This is a genomic window from Deferrisoma sp., from assembly GCF_054681715.1.
On the sequence record NZ_BAAHFQ010000003.1, the window covers coordinates 13933 to 35800 of the forward strand.

Genomic DNA, 21868 nt, shown 5'->3' on the forward strand with positions numbered 1-21868 from the left:
TCGGCGGGCCTGGGGGTTTGCATGGTTCGGTACAGGAGGCTTCTCCTTCTTCCGGTCGACACGGCCTTGGTGGTCGTGGCGTACCTTCTCGCCTACCTCGTCCGGTTCGACTGGACCGTGCCGGCCGGCCAGCGCGATGTGTTGCTGGTCGGCCTTGCGGTTTCGGTGGCCGTCAAGCCCCTCGTGTTCTTCCTGTCGGGGTTCTACCGCCGGCTCTGGCGCTACGCCTCGATCCCCGACCTCGTCCACATCCTGAAAACCGTTTCCGTGGCCTGCCTCGTGGCCACGGTGCTTACGCTCTTTTTCACCCGGTTCGAGGGGTACTCCCGCAGCATCCCCCTTCTCGACTGGATGATCCTGAACGGGCTTGTCATGGGCCGGAGCCTGGCCTGGAGGCTCTTTCAGGAGCACTGTTACGCCCGACGGGCTGAGGAGGGGGATCCCGTGCTGATCGTGGGGGCCGGCATGGGCGGCCGACTGCTGGCGCAGGAGATCCGCCAGAACCCCGACATGAAACTCCGGGTGGTGGGGTTCCTGGACGACGACCCGGCCAAGGTGGGGGCCCGAGTGCTGGACATTCCGGTGTTGGGCCGCATCCGGGACCTGGGACGGCTCGCCCGGTTTCACGGGGTGAAGCGGGTCATCATCGCGATCCCGTCGGCCCCGTCGAAACTGATCCGCGAGGTGGTACACCGGTGCCAGGCCGAGGGGCTCCAGGTGCAGACACTACCGCCCATAACGGACATGCTGGAGCCCCGGCGGCTTGCGGCCCAGCTTCGGGACGTGAACCTAGAGGACCTGTTGGGCCGCGACCCGGTGAAGCTCGACACCGACCGGATCGCGGGGTACCTGGCGGGCCGGCGGGTGCTCGTGACCGGGGCCGGGGGCTCGATCGGAAGCGAGATCTGCCGGCAGGTGGCCCGGTTCGGGCCGAGGAAACTCATTCTCTTCGAGGTCGCGGAAACCCCGCTCTACCAGGTCCACTTGGAATTGAGACGGGAGTTCCCGGGGTTAGACGTGCTGCCGGTGCTCGCCGACGTGCGCGACCGGGACCAGGTGGGGGCCGTGTTCGAGGGGTACCGGCCCCAGGTGGTGTTCCACGCGGCCGCCTACAAGCACGTACCCATGATGGAGTACCACCCGGCCGAGGCTGTGAAGACGAACGTGTTCGGCACCCGGAATCTGGCCGAGGCGGCTGCGGCCGCGGGGGTGGAGCGGTTCGTGATGATCTCGACCGACAAGGCCGTGAACCCTACGAACGTGATGGGGGCCTCCAAGCGGGCGGCCGAGATGTTCGTGCAAGCCTTTGACGCGGAAAGCCGCACGGAGTACGTGACCGTGCGGTTCGGAAACGTGCTGGGTTCGAACGGGAGCGTGGTGCCGCTCTTCCAGGAGCAGATCCGCCGGGGCGGGCCGGTGACGGTGACCCACCCCGACGTGATCCGCTACTTCATGACGATTCCCGAGGCGAGCCAGCTCGTACTTCAGGCCGGGAGCATGGGGCGGGGCGGTGAGATCTTCCTCCTCGACATGGGCGAGCCCGTGAAGATCGTTCACTTGGCCGAGGACCTGATCCGGCTCTCGGGACTAGAGCCCCACGACGATATCGAGATCGTCTTCACGGGGCTCCGCCCCGGGGAGAAGCTGTTCGAGGAACTCCTGATCGACGGCGAAGGGGTGAAGAAGACAGAACACCGGAAGATTTTGGTAGCCGCGGCCCGAACGGTGCCGCTCAAGGAGATGGAGCGCCACCTTCAGGAGCTCAAGTTCTGCGTGCGAAAGGGGGAGCCCGAGCTCATCGTGGCGAAGCTCAGGGAGATCGTGCCCGAGTACCGGCCCAACCGCGGTACCGGCGCTGAGGTGAAGCTCCACCCCGCCACCCGCGCCGAAACCGCCACGCACACCGCGTAGCCCACAAATCCGCTAGCCTCCGAGGTCGACGACTTCCCCCTGCGCAGGAAATCGGGGCACGGCTAGACCCGAGTTTGACACCACCGAGTCACAGAGAAGCCGGAAAGACGAAACATTTTAGGCGCTTCGCCCGGAGCGCGTCTTTGCGGCGTGTATGTAGGTCCTCGGCCCGTCCGAAGTACTCCCGGCGGCTTTTTGATCCCCAGGGATATGAGACTGGAGTCCAACACCATTGGGGGGCACGCGTTCGGCAGGCCAGCACGTTGGGGGGCGCGGCGGGACGGACGTCTCACCGGGATCGGGCGTACTCTCCGGCGGGGGCCCGGCCGCCGGACTCCAGGAACTCCAGCACCCGGTCCTGGGTGCCGCCGATGTTCTCCCGCAGGATGCCGTGGCGCTCCGAGGGGATGAGGACGAGGGCCTTGTCGCGTACCCGAAGGCCCTGGTAGAGGAGTTCCCCGCTCTCGGGGTCGACGGTTGGGTCCTCGGTGCCCTGGATGAGGAGCACGGGCACGTCCACGTCGGGGAGCCGGGAGCGGGCCTCGTCGATCAGCCGGCCCAGCTCGAAGAGGGCGCGCACGGGCACGTGGATGTAGTTGATGTCGGGGTGTTCTGGCGACGAGCGGTGGAACCGCATGAGATCGGGCACCCCGAGGGTGTGGGCCACCACGTTGGCGCCGTGAACGAGGGGCACAAGCCGCATGCCCCGGTCGCGCACCCGCACCGGGGAGGCGATGGCCGCGACCCGGTCGAGGCCCTCGGGCCGGTCGGCCGCGAGGAGGAGGGCCAGGAGCCCCCCGGCCGAGAACCCCACCGCGGCCACCCGGTCCCAGGCCTCGCGCAGGGCCTCGAACCCCCGGCGCACCGAGGCGAGCCATTCCTCCCACGACCGCTCCCGCAGATCCCAGGGGCTCGTGCCGTGGCCCCGCAGGCGTACCCCCAGCACGGGATGACCCCGGGCCGCCAGCCGCTCCCCAAAGGGCCGCAGTTCGGCGGGGGAGGCCGTAAACCCGTGGATCAGGAGGACGGCGGGCGGCCGGGGCCTTTCGGGCACGAGGAGGTAGGGCTCCCCGGGCTGCTTCACCCCCTCGGTGCGGGCGATCTCCTCGGACTCGGGCCGCCCGAAGGCCTCGAGGTCGTACCGGTAGAGCCGCACCTCGTCGTCGAACCGGGTGCGGGCCCAGTCGAGGGGATCGGGGCGCTCCACCGCGGCGAGGCCCCGGTCCACGGCCCGGCGCACCCCGGGCAGGGGCGCCACCTCGTTGGCGTACACGGCCACCGGGTTTTCGAGCCGGATCTCGTCGAGCCCAAACTCCTCCCGGAGCTTGTCGGAGAACCGGAAACGGTCGCCCTCGGCCCGGAGGAGTTCGGCCGCTTCGGCCGTGGCGACGAATTCCTCGAATCCCTCGCACCCGGCCCCGAGGAGGCCTGCGTACTCGTCCGGGTGGTCCACGCTCTCGTGGAGGTGGAGGGCTGGTTCGGCCTGGGCGGCCTTGACCGCCCGGTACACGGCCCGCCGCAGGGTTCGTCCCTCCACCTCGGCCCGGCCGCCCTCGACCCAGCGGGCGATGACGCGGGAGGCCAGGTGGCAGAGGTTCACGGTGACCGCCTGGTACATGGCCTCCATGTACCGGTCGCGTAGCCGCAGCGCGAGCCGCCGCCGGCGCCGGGCCCAGGGCCGGCCCAGGCGGGTTCCGGGCCGCAGGAAGTCGGCCGGGGTTTCGGGGAGCGGCGCGGCGAGCCGCAGGAAGACCCGGTCCCACGGCCCCAACGCCTCGTCCACCCGCAAGGGGGGGGCGAGCCGCACGTCCATGTCGGTGTCCCTTAGGAGCAGGTTTCCCTCGACCCGCAGTTCCTCGGCGAGCCGGGGGCTCAGCCCCTCCACGAACCACTGGGCCGCCCGCTCCAGGAGGTTCCCGGTGACCCGCATCGGGTAGAAGGTGATGTTGGCGGGCACGATCACGGTGGGCCGCCGGGCGTTTTTCACCAGGGCCTCGGGGGATCCGATGCCCAGGGCCTCGGCCCACCGGGCGATGCGGTCGTCCTCGCCCCGCTCTTCGGCCCGGCGGACGGCTCGGCGGAACGCGGCCACGGCGAGCGCCACCACGGCCGCGCCGGTGTGGTGCTTTCGCCGTTCCCGGCGCGTGCGGGAATAGACGGCGTACCGGCCCCGCTCGTCGAGGACCCGCCGGTCCTTGACCATGCCGCCTTCGGGGAACACGACCACCCGGTGGCCCCGGAGCACCTCGGCCGCCAGGAACTCGAGGAGCCCGGGTTCGTCGTTGGGCACCGCGCCGAGGGCCGAGAGGTACCGGCCCAGGGCCCCGGTGGACCGCACGAGTTCGGCCGCGGCCACGGTGCGGCAGTGGGCCCCGGTGTGGCGGTGGATCAGGTAGGGGGGGATGAAGGTCTCGATCCGAGCGAAGTGGTTGAAGAGGAAGATGTCGCCGGCCTCGAGGAGGGCCGGATCGCCTCCGAGCCGGATCCGCAGGCGGAACACCCGCTCGGCGAGCCCGAGGAGCTTGGCGGTCCAGTCGTAGGCGGCGGTGTCGATGTCGGGAGCGTGCATCGGGTGGCCTGGCGGCTAGGCAGTTCGGCGGCTAGGCGGCCTCCGGGAATCGGGAATCGCCTCGGAGTCGGCGGGCGGCCCCGTGCGGGCGACCCACGACCAACGACCCGCGACCTGCGACCTGCGACGAACGACCCCCGACCTACGACCCGCGACCCACGACCTACGCCCCCTGCCCCTCCTCCGCGGCCAGGGCCTCGAGGACGTCGGGCGGAAGCCGCACGGGCCGGCCCCGGGGGCCCACGGCGCCGTGCTCCGTGTGGCCCTGGGCCAGGAGGGTTCCGTCGTCGCTCCGGATCTCGTAGTCGAACCGCACCCGGGCGCCCCGGGCCTGGGTGACCCGGGTGGCGATGGTGAGGAGGTCGTCGTACCGGGCGGGCCGCAGGTACCGGCACCGGGCCTCGGTGACCGGGAGCTGGATGCCCCGCTCTTCCACCTCGCGGTACGTGAGGCCCCGGGCCCGCATGTACTCGTTTCGGCCGATCTCGAACAGCCGCAGGTACGTGCCGTAGTACACCACCCCCATGGTGTCGGTGTCGCCGTAGATGACCCGGTAGGAGGTCTCGATCACCACAGCCGGTTCCTCCCGGTGAGGTGGTCGAGCAGCCGGTGGGCGGCGTCCACCCGAAGCCCCGTGGCCTCGGCCTCGGCCTCGGTGAACCCGGCGCCGGCCGGGCCGGCCGGGCCCTCGGAATCGTAGAGCACGAACGGCACGGGGTCGGCCGTGTGGGTGCGGATCGCAAGGGGGGTGGGGTGGTCGGGCATCACGAGGAGCCGGAACGGATCGCCCCGGGCCTCCAGGGCCCGGCGCACCGGCCCCACCACTCGGGCGTCGAAGTCCTCGATGGCCCGGACCTTGTGCTGGGCGTTTCCGGCGTGGGCGGCCTCGTCGGGGGCCTCCACGTGCACGAACCCGAAGTCCCCGGCCTCCAGGGCCCCGAGAAGGGCCTCCACCTTCCCCTCGTAGTTCGTGTCGATGTACCCCGTGGCGCCCTCGACCCGGGGGGCGTCGAGTCCCGCCAGCCGGGCGATGCCCTTCAAGAGGTCCACGGCCGAGATCACGGCGCCCCCCAGCCCGAACCGGTCGCGGTAGGTTTCGAGGGCGGGCCGCCGGCCCTGGCCCCAGAGCCAGATGGAGTTGGCCTCCTTGAGGCCCCGCTCCCGGCGGGCCCGGTTCACCGGGTGGTCCTTGAGGAGGATCTGGCTTCCGGTGATGAGGTGCAGGAGCGTCTCGGCCCCTTCGCCCCGGGGCAGGTGCTCGTGGATCGCCTGGCCCTGGATGTCGTGGGGCGGGGTGGTCTCGGCGCCGGCGAGCCCGTTTCGCCACACGAAGAGGTGGCGGTACCCCACCCCCGGGTAGAACTCGAACCCGTCGTCCGAAAGCTCCCGGGCCAGGGTCTCCACCAGGGCCCGGGCCTCTTCGGTGGTGATGTGGCCCGCCGAGAAGTCGTCCAGGAACACCCGGTCCACCCCCGGGAGCAGGGTGACCAGGTTCATGCGGAAGGCCACGTCGGCCGGCCCGAGCTCCACGCCCATGGCGGCGGCCTCGAGAGGCGCCCGGCCCGTGTAGCACCGGGCAGGGTCGTACCCGAGGACCGAGAGGTTCGCCACATCGGAGCCCGGGGGGAAGCCCTCGGGCACGGTGCGCGCGAGGCCCAGGGCCCCGGCCCGGGCCAGGGCGTCCATCTCGGGGGTGCGGGCGGCCTCCAGTGCCGTACGGTCACCGTAGTGCGGGTGGGGGAGGTCGGCCATGCCGTCCCCCAGGAGGATCACGATCTTCACAGGGTGCTCTCGATCCGGATGAGGGAGGGCCGGCCGAGGGTCACGCCCAGGGAGTCGATCTCGCCCAGGGCCTGGCGCACGTCGGCCTCCCGGGCCTCGTGGGTCATGATGACGAGTGGCACGGCCTGGCCCGCGTCGCGGCCCTTTTGAACCACGCTCTCGATGGAGATGTTGTAGGACCCCAGCACGCCCGAGATCTTCGAGAGCACCCCGGGCCGGTCCAGCGCCGTGAACCGCAGGTAGTACTGGCAGACCACCTCTTCGATGGGTTTGAGATCGGCGGGCCCGAGGGCGTCCTCGGGGAACGCCCGGGCCGGCACCCGGCACGCCGCCCCCCGGGCCAGGTTCCGGGCGATGTCCACCACGTCGGCCACCACCGCGCTCGCCGTGGCCCGCCGGCCGGCTCCCTGGCCGTAGTAGAGCGTGGGCCCCAGGAACTCGGCCTCCACGAACACGGCGTTGTAGACGCCCCGCACGTCGGCCAGCAGGTGGTCCGAGGGGATCATGGTGGGGTGGACCCGCACCTCCACCCGGCCGCCGTCGCGCTTGGCGATCCCGAGGAGCTTGATGTCGTATCCGAAATCGCGGGCGTACTGGATGTCCTGGGGCGTCAGGTCCCGGATGCCCTCGGTGAACACCCGGTCGAAGGGAACCCGGCACCCGAAGGCCATGGAGGCGAGGATCGTGATCTTGTGGGCCGCGTCCACCCCCTCCACGTCGAAAGTGGGGTCGGCCTCGGCGTAGCCCAACCGCTGGGCCTCCCGGAGCACCCGGTCGAAGGACTCCCCCTTCTCCTTCATCTCGGTGAGGATGTAGTTGGTGGTGCCGTTCAAGATGCCGTAGACCCGGTCGATGCGGTCCGAGGCGAGCCCCTCCCGCACGGCCCGGAGGATCGGGATCCCGCCCCCCACGCTGGCCTCGAACCCCACGTCGACGCCGTTGGCCCGGGCCGCGGCGAAGATCTCGTCTCCGTGCACGGCCAGAAGGGCCTTGTTCGCGGTGACCACCGACTGGCCGGCGGCGATGGCCTCCAGGAGGAACGTTTTGGCCGGCTCGTAGCCGCCGATGAGCTCGATCACGATCTGGATCTCGGGGTTGCCGATCACCTCGCGGGCGTCGGTGGTGAGCACGCCCGGGTCCACCGTCACGCCCCGGTCGGTGGTGATGTCCTTGTCGGCCACCTTGACGAGTCGCAGCCCGAACCCGAGCCGCCGGGCGATCTCGTCCGCGTTTTCCAGGAGCACCTGCACCACGCCGGCGCCCACGGTGCCCATCCCGATGAGTCCGACACCGATCTCGTTCATGGAGTTCTCCGTGGTTGGGGTCGTGAATTTTTTTGACCACAGATTGCACAGATGGACACAGATAGGGATTTTTCGATCTGTGTGAATCCGTGTGGATCTGTGGCTAAATATCGTGAATCGTATAACTGTCGTGAGTCGTAAGTCGTAAATCGTGAATCGTGAATGGTGAGCCGTTGAAGGGCGCCGGTCGTTCATCGTTTGTGGTGAGACGGCAACGACCTGGGCTTTCCTGCCTCCCAGCCTCCCCGCTTGCCCCCCGCTATCCCGCCAGTCTGCGCATCATGCCCCGGATCCCGTGCACGGCCTGAAGGATCCGGTGCTCGTTCTCCACCAGGGCGAACCGCACGTGGCCGTCGCCGTACTGGCCGAACCCCACGCCCGGGCTCGCCGCCACCTTGGCCTCCCGCAGGAGGAGTTTGGCGAATTCGAGGCTCCCCATCTCCCGGAACGGCTCCGGGATCGGGGCCCACACGAACATGGTGGCCTTGGGCTTCTCCACCGGCCACCCGGCGCGGTTGAGCCCCTCCACCAGCTTGTCGCGCCGCGACCGGTACACCTCGGCGATCTCCTGGACCACCTCGTCGGGGGTTTCGTCGAGGGCGATCACCGATGCGATCTGGATCGGTTGGAACATGCCGTAGTCGAGGTACGACTTGATCCGGGTGAGGGCGTGGACCATGGCCGGGTTCCCCACGCAGAACCCCACCCGCCAGCCCGCCATGTTGTAGCTCTTGGACAGGCTCGTGAACTCCACGGCCACGTCCTTGGCGCCCGGCACCTGGAGGATGCTCGGCGCCCGGTACCCGTCGAAGCAGATGTCCGCGTAGGCGAGGTCGTGGATGAGAAGGATCCGGTTCTCCCGGCAAAACGCCACCACCTTCTCGAAAAAGCCGAGGTCGGCCACCTGGGTGGTGGGGTTCTGGGGGAAGTTCAGGATGAGGAGCTTGGGCCGGGGCCAGACGTTCTTGATCTCGCGCTCCAGGCGCTCCAGGAACTCGTCGCCCCCCTCGCCGAGCTCGATGGCCCGCAGGTCGCCGTCGGCCAGGACCACCGAGTAGGAGTGGATCGGGTAGGTGGGGTTCGGCACGAACGCGACATCGCCGGGTGCCAGAATCGCCATCACGAGGTGGGCGAGCCCCTCCTTGGCCCCCAGGGTCACGCACACCTCGGTCTCGGGGTCGAGGGCAACCCCGTAGCGGCGCTGGTACCAGTTGGCCATGGCGAGGCGGAGCTTGTAGATGCCCCGGGAGATGCTGTAGCGGTGGTTCTTGGGCTTTTGGGCCGCCTCGACGAGCTTTGCCACGATGTGGGGCGGGGTGGGGCGGTCGGGGTTCCCCATGCCCAGATCCACGATGTCCTCGCCCCGGCGGCGCGCCTCCATCTTGAGGTCGTCCACCACCTTGAACACATAGGGCGGGAGCCTCTGGATCCGGTGGAACAGCGCCTCGTTGACCCACATGGGAAAACCTTTCGTTCGGGCGAGAAGGCTCGGGGGCTGAACGGCCGGGCAGCCAGGCGGCTAGGCTGCCGAGCGGCCTTGTGATTTCAGCGCCAGGATGTGTACCGCTGCGTGGGAGTGGTGTCCCGGCTACCACCGCCTTGCCAGGGGCGTTTGGTCCGGATCGCGCCTTGGAAGCTCCGGTAGGCCGCGAGGCGCGGCCTGTTTGCAAAAACAATAACTTCCGCCTCGGCCACACGGTGGGCCGCCGCGGTCTGGACCACGGGACCGGAGACCGCCAGACCGACGACCGTAGACCGAAGTTACTTGGAAAGCGCTCCCACATCGGGGAATCGCCCCCTTTTCGATTCCCCCAGGCGTTGTACGGCCCCTCAGGGGCCCAGGGGGCTTCCACGCCGCGGGAGGGCCGTATGCTACTTGATGCCCCGAGAACCGGTCAACGCGAAGGACGGGCCTATCCCGGGTTCTCCCGCCGGAACCGTTCCACGTCCTCGGGCTTGGCGAGGGCCACCAGCACGTCGCCCTGCCGCAGTTCGGTGTCGGGCCCGGCAAAGATCGCCTGCTCCTTTCCCCCCTCCCACCGCCGCACCTGGACCACCGAGAGCCCCCATCTGCGCCTGAGGTGGGCCTCGGCGAGGCTCCGGTCCCACAGCGCCTTGGGCGCTCGGAGTTCCACCAGCACGTAGCCCTCGAGAAACGGCAGCCGGTCGAGCACGTCGGGTTCGGCCAGGCGCTGGGCCACCTGCACGGCCATGTCGCGCTCGGGCTGGATCACCTCGGTGGCCCCGATGCGCGAAAGGATCCGGGCGTGGTCGTGGGATATGGCCTTCACCAGGATCTCCTTCACGCCGAACTCCCGGAGAAACAGGGTGGCGAGGATCGAGGAGTCGATCCGGGTGCCCAGGGCGACCACGGCCACCTCGGCATTGTGTACCCCGGCGGCCTGGAGGTCCTCCTTGTCGGAGGCGTCGGCCACCCGGGCCGCCGAGCAGTAGGGCTCCACCGCCTCCACGGCCTTGCCGTTGCGGTCCACGGCCAGGACGTCGTGGCCCATCTCGTAGAGGTACCGGGCCAGGTACGACCCGAAGTTTCCGAGGCCGATCACGGCGAACCGTCGGCGTTCCATCTCACGCTTCCTTGAGCCGGCGCACGGCCTCCTCGGGGCCGTACACCACGAGGATGTCGCTGTCCTTCACCACCCGGTCCGGGGGCGGCGCGATGTGGACCTGCTCGGGGATGAGTTCCTTGACCGCGACCACTTGGACCCCGAACCGGCGGGTGAGATCGAGCTCGGCCAGGGTTTTCCCCACCATCTCCTTCGGGGGGGCGAGCTCGAGCACCCCGAACCCCGAGGCCAGCGAGAGGTAGTCCATCACGTTGCGGGAGCTCACCCGTTCGGCCACCCGGTGGGCCATCTCCTTCTCGGGGAACACGATCCGGGTGGCCCCCACGCGCCGCAGGATCTCGCCGTGGTCCTCGCTCAGGGCCTTGGCCACGATCTCGGGCACCCCGAGCCGGGTGAGGTGCAATACCACCAGGATTGAGGCCTCCATGCGGCCGCCCAGGCTCACGGTGGCCACGTCGACCTTCTCCACGCCCAGGGCTTTCAGGTTTTCGATGGCCGTGGCGTCGGCCACCACGGCCTGGTCCACAAAGGCCTGGGCCTCCCGGGCCCGCTCGGGGTTGGCGTCGACCGCCAGCACGGTCCGGCCCAGCCGGGCGAGCTCCACCGCCAGGGCCATGCCGAAGTTCCCGAGCCCGATCACGGCGAATCGTTTGTCCATCATCCCACCATCAGGTTCTCTTCGGCGTACAGGAACCGGCCGGGTTCGCGCTTCCGGCCCACCGCGATCGCGAGCGTGAGCGGGCCCACCCGGCCGACGAACATGGTGAAGGTGACAAGGAGGCGCCCGGCCGTGCTCAGGGTGGGGGTGATGCCGGTGGAGAGCCCCACCGTGCCGAACGCGCTCACCGCCTCGAAAAAGATCTCCAAGAACGTGCCCCCGCCGCTTCGGTGGGGCACCGGTCCGATCTCGGTGGCGAGGAGGGCGAAGATCACGAGGGTCACGAACGCGAACGAGGCCATCAGGAGCGACACGGCCCGGGCCACGGTGGCCTCGGGGAGGGTGCGTCGGAACAGGCTCACCCGCTCCCGGGCCCGGAGCCGGTCGCGAAAGAGCCCGGTCACCACGGCGAAGGTCGTGGTTTTGATGCCGCCGCCGCAGGAGCCCGGGCTCGCGCCGACGAACATGAGGAGAATCGTGAAAAAGAGCGTCGTGTTGGTAAGCGATCCGTAGTCCAGGGTGTTGAACCCGGCTGTCCGCGCGGTGACCGACTGGAACAGGCTCGCCAGCACCTGCTCGTGCCACGGAAGCCCGGCCAGGGTGTTGGGGGCCTCGAAGAACCACACGCCGGCCGCGCCGCCGAAGGTGAGGACTGCAGACGTCGCAAGCACCACCTTGGTGTGGAGTCCGAGCCGAGCCGGTCGGCCCGCGCGGCGGTCGGCCCAGGCGTCGGCCAGGTCCTCGAGGACGAGGAACCCCAGCCCGCCCAGGGTGATCAGGAGCATGATGGTGAGGTTCAAAAGCCAGTCGCCCCGGAACGCCACGAAGCTTGTGGCGTAGAGGGAAAACCCCGCGTTGCAGAACGCCGACACGCTGTGGAACACGGCCGACCACAGGGCCTCGTCCCACGGGTGAACCCGCCGGAACGCGACGTAGAGCACGGCCGCGCCCGCGGCCTCGATGAGCATGGTGTAGCGGAACACGTCGCGCACGAGCCGCCGGGGGCTCGTGCGGTGCTTGCGGCCCAGGGTCTCCTCCACGAGGGCCTCCCCCCGGAACGAGAGGCCCCGGCCCGCGAGCAGGAGAAACACGCTCGAATACGTCATGATCCCCAGGCCCCCGAGCTGGATCAGGGCGAGGATCACCCCCTGGCCGAACCGGGTGAAGGCCGTGCCCGTGTCCACCACGATGAGGCCCGTCACGCAGGTGGCCGAGGTGGCGGTAAACAGGGCGTCCACGAACCCCAGGGGGGGGCCGGTGGTGGCCCACGGGGTCATGAGGAGGGCGGCGCCCCCGAAGATCGCGGCCGCGAACGAGAGCACCAGGAGCTGGGTCGGGTGGAGTTCCCGCTCCAGCACGGCGGCAACGGAGAGGTTGGAAAGGCGCACGGGTGTCGGAATCGGGTCGGTGCCGGCCTTCGGGTTTCCGGGCAAAAAGCGGCGCCATTCTACGCCCTTGGGTCCGTGAGTCAAGCGAGGCGCCCCGTTGCCCGCGTTGACCGCCCCGGAGCCGGGGTGCTATTGAACGGGCGGACGTTGGGACGTGCGGACGTTAGGACGTTAGGACGGGCGGACGTCGGGACGGTGGGACGCTCAATCGCCGTGAATCGGGAATCGGGGGACTGCCGTTCGTCGCGTGAACTTCCGTAGGTCGGAGGCCGTTCGTGGCTGGTCGTCGGGCTGCAACGACCTGCGACCCCCGACCTCCGGCAGTTCGACCGTCCGCACCTCCACCCGTCCTCGCGTCCGCACGGTTGTCCCCCGCCAACGGAGGTAGCCAGCCATGGTCGTGACCACGCCGAAGCCCTGGGAGGAGGTCCGGTTCGCCCTGGGGGACGGGGCGCGCTGGGTGATCGTGGGCTGCGCCGAGTGCGCGGCCGTGTGCCAGACGGGCGGGTCGGCCCAGGTGGACGACCTGGCCGAGCGGATGGAGGCCGAGGGGTTCGAGGTGCTGGCCCGGGTGGACCTGCCGAGCCCCTGCGACCGGCGGCTCACCCGACGGGACCTCAAACGGGTGGCCCGGGAGCTCGAGGTGGCCGACGGGGTCGTGTGCCTCGCCTGCGGGGGCGGGGCCCAGGCCGTGGCGGAGCTCGTGGGCAAGCCCGTGGTGGCCGGGCTCGACGCCCATTTCGTAGGCACGGTGGAGCGGGTGGGGGTGTTCCACGAGCAGTGCGCCCTGTGCGGGGAGTGCCTCCTCAACGAGACGGCCGGGCTCTGCCCCGTGACCGGGTGCCCCAAGAGCCTTCGGAACGGGCCGTGCGAAGACGCCAACGGCGGGGCCTGCGAGGCCGATCCGGGCCGCGACTGCGTGTGGGAGCTGATCTGGGAGCGATTGGAGGCCCTGGGCCGGGCCGAGGCGTTCGAGCGGGCCCGGTCGCCCGCGCCGCCGCCCCGGCGGCCCCGGTCCACGGGAGGGAAGGGACGATGAGCGCCGAACGGTGGGTGGCCGTGGGAGCCGTGTCGTCGGCCGACGGGGCCGGGGCGGTGTGGGAACGCCTGCGGGGGCTCCCCGAAGGCGTCGGGGTCGCGTTCGACGACCCGGGGGAGGGCGTGCACCCCCTGGCGCTCGCGGCAGGCGTCCTCCTCGACCGGCCCGAGCGGCCGGTGGTGGTGCCGCTCGTGTGCCGCGACCGGAACCGGGCGGCGCTGTTGGCCGAGGCCCGGGGCGCCGAGGCCCTGGGGTGCCGGGGGCTTCTCCTTCTGACCGGGCGTCTGGGGGACCCGGGGGACGCGCCGGTGTATTTCCTGGATCCCCTGGTGCTGGCCCGGGAACTCCGGCGGGCCGGCGTGGGCCTCGAGCTCTGGGCTGCAGGGCGGCTTTCCACCCCGGCCCAACGGGCCCGGGCCCGGGCGCTCGCCGGGGCCGGGGTGACCCGCTGGATCCTGCCGGCCGGGGAGGAGGCCGTCGCCGTGGAGGGCCTTCGGATCCTTCGCCACGGGGCCGAGATCGAGCCCCTGGAGGCCGGGCCGTGAACCCGCTCGCATCGGCCGAGGCCGGTCGGGCCATCCTGGCCATGGGCAACGAGGCCCTGGCCCGGGGCGGGCTCGAGGCGGGTCTCGGGTACTTCTCCACCTACCCGGGCACCCCCGCGAGCGAGGTGGGCACCGTGCTCCAGGATCTCCGGACCGCGTTCCCGGGGCTCTACGCCGAGATCAGCACCAACGAGCACGTGGCGGCCCTGGGGGCCCTGGGGGCCTCGTGGGCCGGGGTGCGTTCCATGGTGGCCATGAAGCACGTGGGCATGAACGTGGCCGCCGAGCCGTTCCACTTCGCCGGGTACACCGGGGTGCGGGCCGGCATGGTGGTGGTGCTCGGGTCGGACCCCGGGGCCACGAGCTCCACCGGCGAGCAGGACGACCGGTGGTACAGCCTCCACACCCACCTGCCCGTGCTCGAGCCGGCCGACATCCAGGAGGCCAAGGAGATGACCCGCCGGGCCTTCGAGCTCTCGGAGGCCTACGACCTGCCGTTCGTGGTGAACGCCCCCTCCAAACTCTGCCACAACATCGGCACCCTGCGGCTCGGGACGCTGCCGGAGCGTGTGACCTACCGGGGCCGGTTCGAGCGGAACCCCGAGCGGTTCCTCAACCTCTTCGACTTCGCGGTGAAAAACCACGGCCGCTGCCTCGCGAACGTGGAGCGGCTGCGGGCCGACGCCGCGAGCCTGGGGCTCAACCGGGTGATTCCCGGGAGCGGCCGGGTGGGCCTCGTGTGCTCGGGGCTTCTCTTCGCCTACGCCATGGAGGCCCTGGAGATCCTCGGGCTCCGGGACGTGCCGGTGCTCAAGGTGGGGCTGAGTTACCCGCTGGATCCCGGGGTGGTCACCCGGTTTCTGGCCGGGCTCGACCGGGCCGTGTTCGTGGAGGAGCTCGAGGGGTTCCTGGAGTTCCAGGCGAAGCGGTGGGCCTACGACGCCGGGGTGCGCACGCCCATCGTGGGCAAGGAAATCTTCCCGGCCGCGGGCGAGATCGACGTGGACCGGGTGGTGGACGGCCTGGCCGAGGCCCTGGGCCGGCCGGTGCCGGCGTCCCGCACGAAGGGGGCCGAGGCGTGGCGGGCCGTGGCGGCCGATGTGCCTCCCCGGCAGGGGGCGTTTTGCCCGGGGTGCCCCCACCGGGGCACCAACTACGCCCTCAAACAGGCCGCCGGGCCCGACACCGTGTTCGCCGGGGACATCGGGTGCTACACCCTGTCGGTGCTCCCGCCGTTTCGGGTGTCGGACTGGGTCACCTGCATGAACTGCGGCGCCGGGAGCGGCCAGGCCGTGGCCCAGGTGACCGACCAGCCCGTGGTGGCCCTGGTGGGGGACTCCACGTTCTTCCACTCGGGGGTGCCCACGCTCCTTAATGCCGTGCAGAACGGGGCGGACCTGGTGCTCCTCATCCTCGACAACCGGTGGGTCGCCATGACCGGGCACCAGCCGAGCCCCACCACCGACCGGCTCGTGGACGGCACCCCCCGCAAGGCCGTGGATCTCGTGGGGTTCGTCCGAAGCCTCGGGGTGGAGTGGGTGCGGCGGGCCGATGCGTTCCGGGTGCGGCCGCTGGAGGTGCTCCTGCGGGAGGCCCTTTCGGGGTCGGGCGTGCGGGTGATCGTGGTGGAGGGCGAGTGCGCGCTGCAGGCCGAGCGCCGCCGCAAGCTCGCCCCGCCGGCCGCCGAGGAGTGGGTGGACCTCGACCCCGAGCGCTGCCAGCGCTGCCACCGGTGCTACCGGGAGCTCGCCTGCCCCGCGATCCGGGAGGAGGAGACCCCGGACGGGCCCGTTTACCTCATCGACGCGGGGCTGTGTCAGCGCTGCGGGGTGTGCGAGGAGATCTGCCCCAACTCGGCCATCACCACGACCCGGATCCGGCGAAAGGGGGCGGCATGAGGCGCTACGACATCCTGATCGCCGGCATCGGGGGCCAGGGCGTGATCACCCTGGGCACGCTGCTGAAGCTCGCGGCCCTGCGCTCCGGGGTCGAGGTGACGGGCGCCGAGCGCCGGGGCGGGGCCCAGCGGGAGGGGCGGGTCACGTCCCACGTGCGCTACCGGGTTCTCGAGGGGGCCGAGCTCGATGATCCCCGGTGCCAGGCGTTTTCGGGGCTGATCCCCCGGGGCGGGGCCCACCTGGTCTTGGCCCTCGAGCCCCTGGAGGCCCTGCGGTCGCTTCCCCTCATGAACCCCGACACGGTGGTCGTGAGCGAAACCGCGCCCCGTGTGCCCACGGCGGTGCGGCTCGGCACGGCCGCCTACCCGAGCCTCGAGCGCATCCGGGAGGGGATCGGACGGGTCACGCCGCGGGTGCATTTCGTGGGGCTCGAGGCGGCCTGCCGAGAGCGGTTTGGGTCGCTCCGGCAGGTGAACGTGATCGCCCTGGGGCTCGCGGCGGCCCTGGGGAACCTGCCGGTGCCGGACGAGGCGCTCCTCGACACGGTGCGGGAGCGGCTGCAGGGGTTCGAGGCGAACCGGGAGGCGTTCGAACTGGGGAAGGCGCTGGCCCGGGGGGCGGCCCGATGACCGGGAGCGGGCGACGGATCGCCGAGCTCGTGGGCGAGGTCCCCACGGTGCTCGTGATCGGACGCACCGACCGGGGGAAGACCACGACGGTCCGCGAGCTCGTCGAGGCCTGGACCCGGGCCGGGGAGCGGGTGGGGTGGGTCGACGCCGACGTGGGCCAGGGCGCCTGGGGGCCGCCCACGGTCCAGAGCCTGGTGATCTGCGGGGAGGGGGGCGAACCCCGGGTGGAGGCCCGGTGGTTCGTGGGGAGCACGAGCCCCCGGGGTCACATGCTCCCCGCCGTGGTGGGGGTGACGAAACTCGCGGCGCGGGCCCGGGAACGGGGGTGCCGGCGGATCGTGGTGGACACCACCGGGCTTGTGGCGCCCTCGGAGGGCGGGGTGGCGCTCAAAACCTGGAAGGCCGAGGCCCTGGCCCCGTGCGCGGTGGTGGCCCTGGAGCGGGACCGGGAACTCGAGCCCGTCGCGGGCCCGATGGAACGGGATCCCCGGTTTCGGGTGGTGCGGCGGCCGCCGCCGGAGGGGGTGCGGGCGAGGTCTTTCGAAGAGCGGGCCGCCTCGCGGGCGGCCCGGTTCCGGAGCCACTTCCAGGGCGCCGGGGAGATCCGCGTTGCTCCGGATCTGCCGGTCTACGGCCTGGGTCGGCCCCTCCCGTGGCGGCTTGTGGGGGTGCTGGACCGGGAGGGGTGGTGCCTGGGGCTCGGGGCGGTGAGCCGGGTGGCCCCCGGCGGATGGTGGGTGCGAACGCCCGTGCCCCCGGACCGGGTGGGGGCGCTGCGGTGGGGGTCGCTCCGGATCGACCCGGACACGGGGGAGGAACGGCCGTGAATCGGGAAGGGGGTGAGCCACAGATGGACACGGATTCGCACAGTTAACCCTTAGAAATCACTGCACATCGGTGTTTATCCGTGGCCGAAAGGGTACAGACCGTTCCTCCGACAAAACGGCGTCGCGGGCCTGGGCCCCGGCGACCCGCACCGATCGGCCCGTCGGGCCCCCGTCGGCCCAACTTCCCCTAGGCCAGCGCCGCGCTGCAGGCCTCTCGCACGGCCTGGGCCAGTTCGTCCGACACGGCCACCAGGAACGTGCGTTTTCCGGCCTCGCTCAGGTAGCGCACGTCCCAGGGGGTGTGGAAGTAGGCCTCCCGGATCCGGGCCCGGATCTCCTCCAGGCGCTCGGCGGGCACCTCGTCGTCGAGGCACCGGCGGCCGCCGGCGTCGATCCACACGATCCGGAACTCGTCGGGCGGGGACCCCACGAGGGCGCAAACCCCGTTGCCGCAGGGCACCGCCTCCACCGACTCCCCCACCTCGGTCACGAACCGGGCGACCTCGGGTGCGAGCCCGCGTAGACGCATCATCACCGGCAAGGGGGCTCGGATCTTGGGGGGGCGTGTCGATGCGCGTCGGGCCATGGTCCACCTCCTAGGTGAAGCGTGTCGCTCGCTGGGTGAAACAAAGTTCTGAAAATCCAACATAGCAGGTCGGCCCCACTTGTAAAGGGGTTCACGACCGCCTTTTGCGCAGGCGGTCCGACGCAGGGTTTGATGAGGCGAAACGCTGGGTTTCGTAAGGCTGGGCCAATTGACACCTCAACCGCCCGGCTGGTAAGGTCCGCGGCTCCAAGCCGTGGAGGAGAAGCATGCCCAAACTGGTGATACGGGAAGAGCGCTGCAAGAGCTGCGGCATCTGCGTGGAGTTCTGCCCCCGGGAGTGCCTGGAGATCACCGACCGCCTGAACCCCCAGGGGTACCAGCCGGTCGGGCTCAAGGACCCGGAGGCCTGCACCGGCTGCGCCATCTGCGCCCGCATGTGCCCCGACGTGGTGATCGAGGTCTGGAAATGAGCGAACGAAAAAAGACCCTGGTGAAGGGCAACGTGGCCCTGGCCAAGGCCGCCGTGGCGGCCGGGTGCCGGTACTATTTCGGGTACCCCATCACCCCCCAGAGCGACATCCCGGAGTACCTGAGCGGGGTGCTCCCCCGGATCGGCGGGCAGTTCGTGCAGGCCGAAAGCGAGATCGCGTCGATCAACATGCTCCTGGGCGCGGGGGCCACGGGCAAACGGGCCATGACGAGCTCTTCGAGCCCGGGGATCAGCCTGAAGCAGGAGGGCATCAGCTACATGGCCGGGAGCGAGATTCCCGGCGTGATCGCGAACATCCAACGGTCCGGCCCGGGCCTCGGAGGCATCGCGCCGAGCCAGGGCGACTACTTCCAGGCCACCCGGGGCGGGGGGCACGGCGACTACCGCACCGTCGTGCTCGCCCCGGCCTCGGTCCAGGAGATGTACGATCTCACGATCCTGGCCTTCGACCTGGCCGACCAGTACCGGACTCCCGTCATGATCCTGGCCGACGCCATGGTGGGCATGATGATGGAGCCCCTGGAGGAATGGGAGCCGGAGCCGAAGGCGTTCCCGAAGGAGGAGTGGGCGGTCACGGGCGCCTCGGGCCGGCCGGGCCGGAGGATCAAGTCGCTGTATCTGGGCGACGGGGAGCTCGCCGAGCACAACTGGAAGCTCGCCAAGAAGTACGAAGAGATTCGGCGCAAAGAAGCCCGGGCCGAGGTGAAGCTGCCCGAGGGGTGCGAGATCGCGGTGGTGGCCTTCGGGTCGGCCGCCCGGATCGCCAAGAGCGCGGTGGACCGGCTGAACGACGAGGGCCGAAGGGTCGGGTACATTCGGCCGATCACGCTGTGGCCGTTCCCCGACGAGGCGGTGCGGCAGGTGGCCGAGCAGGGGGTGCCGCTCCTCACCGTGGAGCTCAACACCGGCCAGATGGTGGAGGACGTGCGCCTCGCGGTGGAAGGCCGGGTGCCGGTGCACTTCGCGGGGTACCCGCCCGGGTATCTGCCGAGCCCCGACGACATCTACGAGGAGATCGTGCGCCGGCTGCCCGCCGGGGAGGAGGCGGCATGAAGGCCGTGTTCACCAAGCCCCAGAGCCTCACCGACAAACCGTTCCACTTCTGCCCGGGGTGCCACCACGGGGTGATCCACCGGCTCGTGGCCGAGGCCATCGATCACTTCGGGGTGCGCGAACGCACGATCGCGGCCGCCTCGGTGGGGTGTAGCGTGTTCCTCTACGACTACTTCGACGTCGACGTGGTGGAGTCGCCCCACGGCCGCGCGCCGGCCGTGGCCACGGGGATCAAGCGCACGAACCCCGACAAGTTCGTGTTCATCTACCAGGGCGACGGCGATCTGGCGGCCATCGGCACGGCCGAGATCATCCACGCCGCCAACCGGGGGGAGAACCTGAGCGTCATCTTCGTGAACAACACGATTTACGGCATGACCGGCGGCCAGATGGCCCCCACCACCTTGCTGGGCCAGCGGAGCACCACGAGCCCCTACGGCCGGGAGTTCGGGCAGGACGGCTACCCGATCAAGATGACCGAGATGCTCGCCCAGTTGGAGGGGGTGGGATTTGCGGCCCGCGTGGCCGTGGACACCCCGGCCCGCCTCGCCAAGGCCCGCAAGGCGGTGTTCCAGGCGTTCGAGACCCAGCTCGAGGAAAAGGGCATGGGGTTCGTGGAGATCCTTTCCACCTGCCCCACGAACTGGGGCATGACGCCCCTGGACGCCGTGCGGCGGATCGAGCGGGAGATGATCCCCTACTTCCCGCTGGGCGTGTTCAAGGAGCGCAAGGGGAAAGACGCGCTCTGAGGGAGACGGGCGGGCGCCCCCGCGAGGCCGCGCCGGGTGTCCCGGTTGGGACGAACGGCGGGGGGAGGGCCCCTCCCTAACGATCGGTGGCGGCTGCGAAGCGGGGACCACGAGAGGTCTTGGCGTTCCGGCTTCCCAGCCTTCTAGCCTTCCAGCAGCAAGCATAGGACAGCGACCGATGCACCACGACGTGATCATGGCGGGGTTCGGGGGGCAGGGCATCTTGATGATCGGCAACCTTCTGGCCGTGGCGGGGCTGCGCCACGGGCTGCGGGTCACTTTCTTCCCGGCCTACGGGGTGGAGATGCGGGGCGGCACGGCCAACTGCACGGTGACCCTGTCGGACCGGGAGATCGGGAGCCCGGTGACGGCACGGCCCCTGGGGGTGGTGGCCATGAACGAGCCCTCGGTCGTGAAGTTCGGACCCCGGGTGCGGCCGGGGGGATACGTGGTGGTAAACTCCTCCATCGTGGCGGACGGGGCGTTCCAGCGAGAGGACGTGCGGGTGGCGCGGGTCCCCTGCAACGAGTTAGCGCTGGAGCTCGGTAACGCCCGGGTGGCCAGCATGGTGGCCCTGGGCGCGTACGTGGAGCTCACCGGGCTCCTCCCCCTCGCCGCGGTGATCGAGGCCTTGCCCGAGGCGCTGCCCGAGAAGGCCCACGGGCTCATCCCCTTGAATCGCAAGGCGTTGGAACTAGGCGCGGCACAGGTGTCCGGGAAAGGGGAGACCGCCTGATCTCGCTCGGGCCCTCGCTACCGTGAACGGAAGGGCGCGCATGGTGTGCCGCGGGGCCTTCGACCGCCTCCCCAAGACCGACGACTGACCCATACCGGAGGTCCGGAGATGACCGAACGCAAAGAAGTCATGGTGGGTGAGCGGATCCGTCAGGTGCGGGAGCGCGCGGGGTTGAGCCTCCAGGAGCTCGCCGACCGCACGGGCTACACCTCGGCCCTGCTGAACCAGATCGAGAACCACCTGGTGAGCCCGCCGCTCGGGGCCCTCGGCAAGATCGCCCACGCCCTGGGGGTACCCCTGGGGGAGCTCTGGGGCGAGGAGGCCCGGGATCCCTACACCATCGTGCGCAAAGGCGAAAGCCGCCAGGTGTCCCGGTTCGCCTCGCGTGAAGGGGTTTCGTACGGGTACACCTACGAGTCCCTGGGGTTCGGCAAGAAGGACCGCCACATCGAACCCTTCCTGATCACCCTGGAACCCCCCACGGTGCCCCACCCCAAGCCCTCGGTCCACGAGGGCGAGGAGTTCCTCCTGGTTCTCGAGGGCCGGATGGAGGTGTATCTCGCCGGCCACACCGACGTGCTGGAACCCGGCGACTCCATCCTCTACGACGCGAGCCTCCCCCACCGGGTCACCTGCCACGGCGACCAGCCCGCGAAGGTGCTGGCCGTGATCTGGCAGCCGAAGTGATACGGCTAAGAAGCTAGGACGCTGGGAAGCTGGGAGGCTGGAAAGCTGGGAAGCTGGGAAGCTCGAAGGCCTCCTGGGTTCCGCTCGGAGCCCGCTCCGGTCCCCGGCGGGGGGGCGCCGAACCCGGGCTCGATCGCCCCGACATCCGACGTCCCAGGTCGGATCCCCGATACTCATACCTTCAAACGCATTGCCTGAGGCGGGTGGGGGACTGGTTCCGGCCGGGTGCGAGTGCGGCACCCGATCGCCGCGCCCTCGCATGCCGTCGCAAGGTCGGCAGGCCGGAGCGTCGGCAGCGGAAATTCCGGAACTTCCAAAGCAATCCAAGCCTGGTGAGGCGCGGCGAGGTGAGGGGCCGCACCCGGCTCTCCACCAGCCCCCCACCCGCGGATTTCCGTAGCCACGACGGGGAGCTGACAATACTTCCGTTGGTGTTAGTAAAGCTTTTGGGCCCTGCGGCCGATGAAAGGA

Annotated in this window: 20 protein-coding genes; 11 read left to right on the forward strand and 9 right to left on the reverse strand. The window is 70.4% G+C overall.

Going from position 1 to position 21868, the window contains the following annotated elements:
- Positions 1–21: 21 nt before the first annotated feature.
- Positions 22–1911 carry a polysaccharide biosynthesis protein gene (locus ACY0I8_RS00985; RefSeq protein ID WP_461393201.1) on the forward strand — a complete coding sequence of 630 codons (1890 nt, stop codon included), beginning with the start codon at positions 22–24 and terminating at the stop codon, positions 1909–1911.
- A 289-nt stretch (positions 1912–2200) separates the two neighbouring features.
- Here ACY0I8_RS00985 and ACY0I8_RS00990 read toward each other — a convergent pair whose 3' ends face one another.
- From ACY0I8_RS00990 to ACY0I8_RS01025, 8 genes are all read right to left on the reverse strand, one after another.
- Positions 2201–4480 (reverse strand): alpha/beta fold hydrolase, encoded by a 2280-nt coding sequence (locus ACY0I8_RS00990; protein ID WP_461393202.1) that lies wholly within the window; start codon positions 4478–4480, stop codon positions 2201–2203.
- Positions 4481–4643: 163 nt separating this feature from the next.
- Positions 4644–5051, reverse strand: a complete 408-nt coding sequence (locus ACY0I8_RS00995; protein ID WP_461393203.1) for an acyl-CoA thioesterase — start codon at positions 5049–5051, stop codon at positions 4644–4646.
- Positions 5048–6262: a cofactor-independent phosphoglycerate mutase gene (locus ACY0I8_RS01000; protein WP_461393204.1), complete on the reverse strand. Its 1215-nt coding sequence runs from the start codon at positions 6260–6262 to the stop codon at positions 5048–5050. The genes ACY0I8_RS00995 and ACY0I8_RS01000 overlap by 4 nt, the downstream gene beginning before the upstream one ends.
- On the reverse strand, positions 6259–7566 hold the full coding sequence (locus ACY0I8_RS01005; RefSeq protein WP_461393205.1) for a homoserine dehydrogenase: 1308 nt from the start codon (positions 7564–7566) through the stop codon (positions 6259–6261). The genes ACY0I8_RS01000 and ACY0I8_RS01005 overlap by 4 nt, the downstream gene beginning before the upstream one ends.
- Positions 7567–7825: 259 nt before the next feature.
- Positions 7826–9025, reverse strand: coding sequence for an aminotransferase class I/II-fold pyridoxal phosphate-dependent enzyme (locus ACY0I8_RS01010; protein ID WP_461393206.1), 1200 nt, complete (start codon positions 9023–9025; stop codon positions 7826–7828).
- A 454-nt stretch (positions 9026–9479) separates the two neighbouring features.
- Complete coding sequence (locus tag ACY0I8_RS01015) at positions 9480–10151, reverse strand: potassium channel family protein (RefSeq protein ID WP_461393207.1); 672 nt, start codon at positions 10149–10151, stop codon at positions 9480–9482.
- 1 nt (position 10152) lies between these two features.
- The gene (locus tag ACY0I8_RS01020) at positions 10153–10809 is read right to left on the reverse strand and encodes a potassium channel family protein (protein ID WP_459941301.1); all 657 of its coding nucleotides are present in this window, start codon (positions 10807–10809) and stop codon (positions 10153–10155) included.
- A complete protein-coding gene (locus ACY0I8_RS01025; RefSeq protein WP_461393208.1) occupies positions 10809–12197 on the reverse strand; it encodes a TrkH family potassium uptake protein in 1389 nt (462 codons plus the stop codon). The genes ACY0I8_RS01020 and ACY0I8_RS01025 overlap by 1 nt, the downstream gene beginning before the upstream one ends.
- Before the next feature lie 394 nt (positions 12198–12591).
- On the opposite strand from ACY0I8_RS01025, the gene ACY0I8_RS01030 reads away from it, so the two are divergent.
- The 5 genes from ACY0I8_RS01030 to ACY0I8_RS01050 are packed head-to-tail and all read left to right on the forward strand — an operon-like array spanning position 12592 to position 17135.
- Positions 12592–13236, forward strand: a complete 645-nt coding sequence (locus tag ACY0I8_RS01030) for a methylenetetrahydrofolate reductase C-terminal domain-containing protein (RefSeq protein WP_461393209.1) — start codon at positions 12592–12594, stop codon at positions 13234–13236.
- Positions 13233–13781, forward strand: a complete 549-nt coding sequence (locus ACY0I8_RS01035; RefSeq protein WP_461393210.1) for a hypothetical protein — start codon at positions 13233–13235, stop codon at positions 13779–13781. The genes ACY0I8_RS01030 and ACY0I8_RS01035 overlap by 4 nt, the downstream gene beginning before the upstream one ends.
- Positions 13778–15679 (forward strand): thiamine pyrophosphate-dependent enzyme, encoded by a 1902-nt coding sequence (locus ACY0I8_RS01040; RefSeq protein ID WP_461393211.1) that lies wholly within the window; start codon positions 13778–13780, stop codon positions 15677–15679. Before ACY0I8_RS01035 ends, ACY0I8_RS01040 begins: the two co-directional genes overlap by 4 nt.
- Positions 15676–16308, forward strand: coding sequence for a 2-oxoacid:acceptor oxidoreductase family protein (locus ACY0I8_RS01045; RefSeq protein ID WP_461393212.1), 633 nt, complete (start codon positions 15676–15678; stop codon positions 16306–16308). The genes ACY0I8_RS01040 and ACY0I8_RS01045 overlap by 4 nt, the downstream gene beginning before the upstream one ends.
- The gene (locus ACY0I8_RS01050; protein WP_461393213.1) at positions 16305–17135 is read left to right on the forward strand and encodes a Clp1/GlmU family protein; all 831 of its coding nucleotides are present in this window, start codon (positions 16305–16307) and stop codon (positions 17133–17135) included. Before ACY0I8_RS01045 ends, ACY0I8_RS01050 begins: the two co-directional genes overlap by 4 nt.
- Before the next feature lie 187 nt (positions 17136–17322).
- On the opposite strand, the gene ACY0I8_RS01055 is transcribed toward ACY0I8_RS01050, so the two are convergent.
- Positions 17323–17721, reverse strand: coding sequence for a hypothetical protein (locus tag ACY0I8_RS01055; protein ID WP_461393214.1), 399 nt, complete (start codon positions 17719–17721; stop codon positions 17323–17325).
- Positions 17722–17948: 227 nt separating this feature from the next.
- Between ACY0I8_RS01055 and ACY0I8_RS01060 the strand changes: the two genes are divergently transcribed.
- From ACY0I8_RS01060 to ACY0I8_RS01080, 5 genes are all read left to right on the forward strand, one after another.
- Complete coding sequence (locus ACY0I8_RS01060; RefSeq protein WP_459941309.1) at positions 17949–18152, forward strand: 4Fe-4S dicluster domain-containing protein; 204 nt, start codon at positions 17949–17951, stop codon at positions 18150–18152.
- Positions 18149–19225 (forward strand): 3-methyl-2-oxobutanoate dehydrogenase subunit VorB, encoded by a 1077-nt coding sequence (gene vorB, locus ACY0I8_RS01065; RefSeq protein WP_461393215.1) that lies wholly within the window; start codon positions 18149–18151, stop codon positions 19223–19225. The genes ACY0I8_RS01060 and vorB overlap by 4 nt, the downstream gene beginning before the upstream one ends.
- Complete coding sequence (locus tag ACY0I8_RS01070) at positions 19222–19974, forward strand: thiamine pyrophosphate-dependent enzyme (protein ID WP_461393216.1); 753 nt, start codon at positions 19222–19224, stop codon at positions 19972–19974. Before vorB ends, ACY0I8_RS01070 begins: the two co-directional genes overlap by 4 nt.
- A gap of 178 nt (positions 19975–20152) precedes the next feature.
- Positions 20153–20710 (forward strand): 2-oxoacid:acceptor oxidoreductase family protein, encoded by a 558-nt coding sequence (locus ACY0I8_RS01075; RefSeq protein ID WP_461393217.1) that lies wholly within the window; start codon positions 20153–20155, stop codon positions 20708–20710.
- 108 nt (positions 20711–20818) lie between these two features.
- On the forward strand, positions 20819–21397 hold the full coding sequence (locus tag ACY0I8_RS01080; protein ID WP_461393218.1) for a cupin domain-containing protein: 579 nt from the start codon (positions 20819–20821) through the stop codon (positions 21395–21397).
- Positions 21398–21868 lie beyond the last annotated feature (471 nt).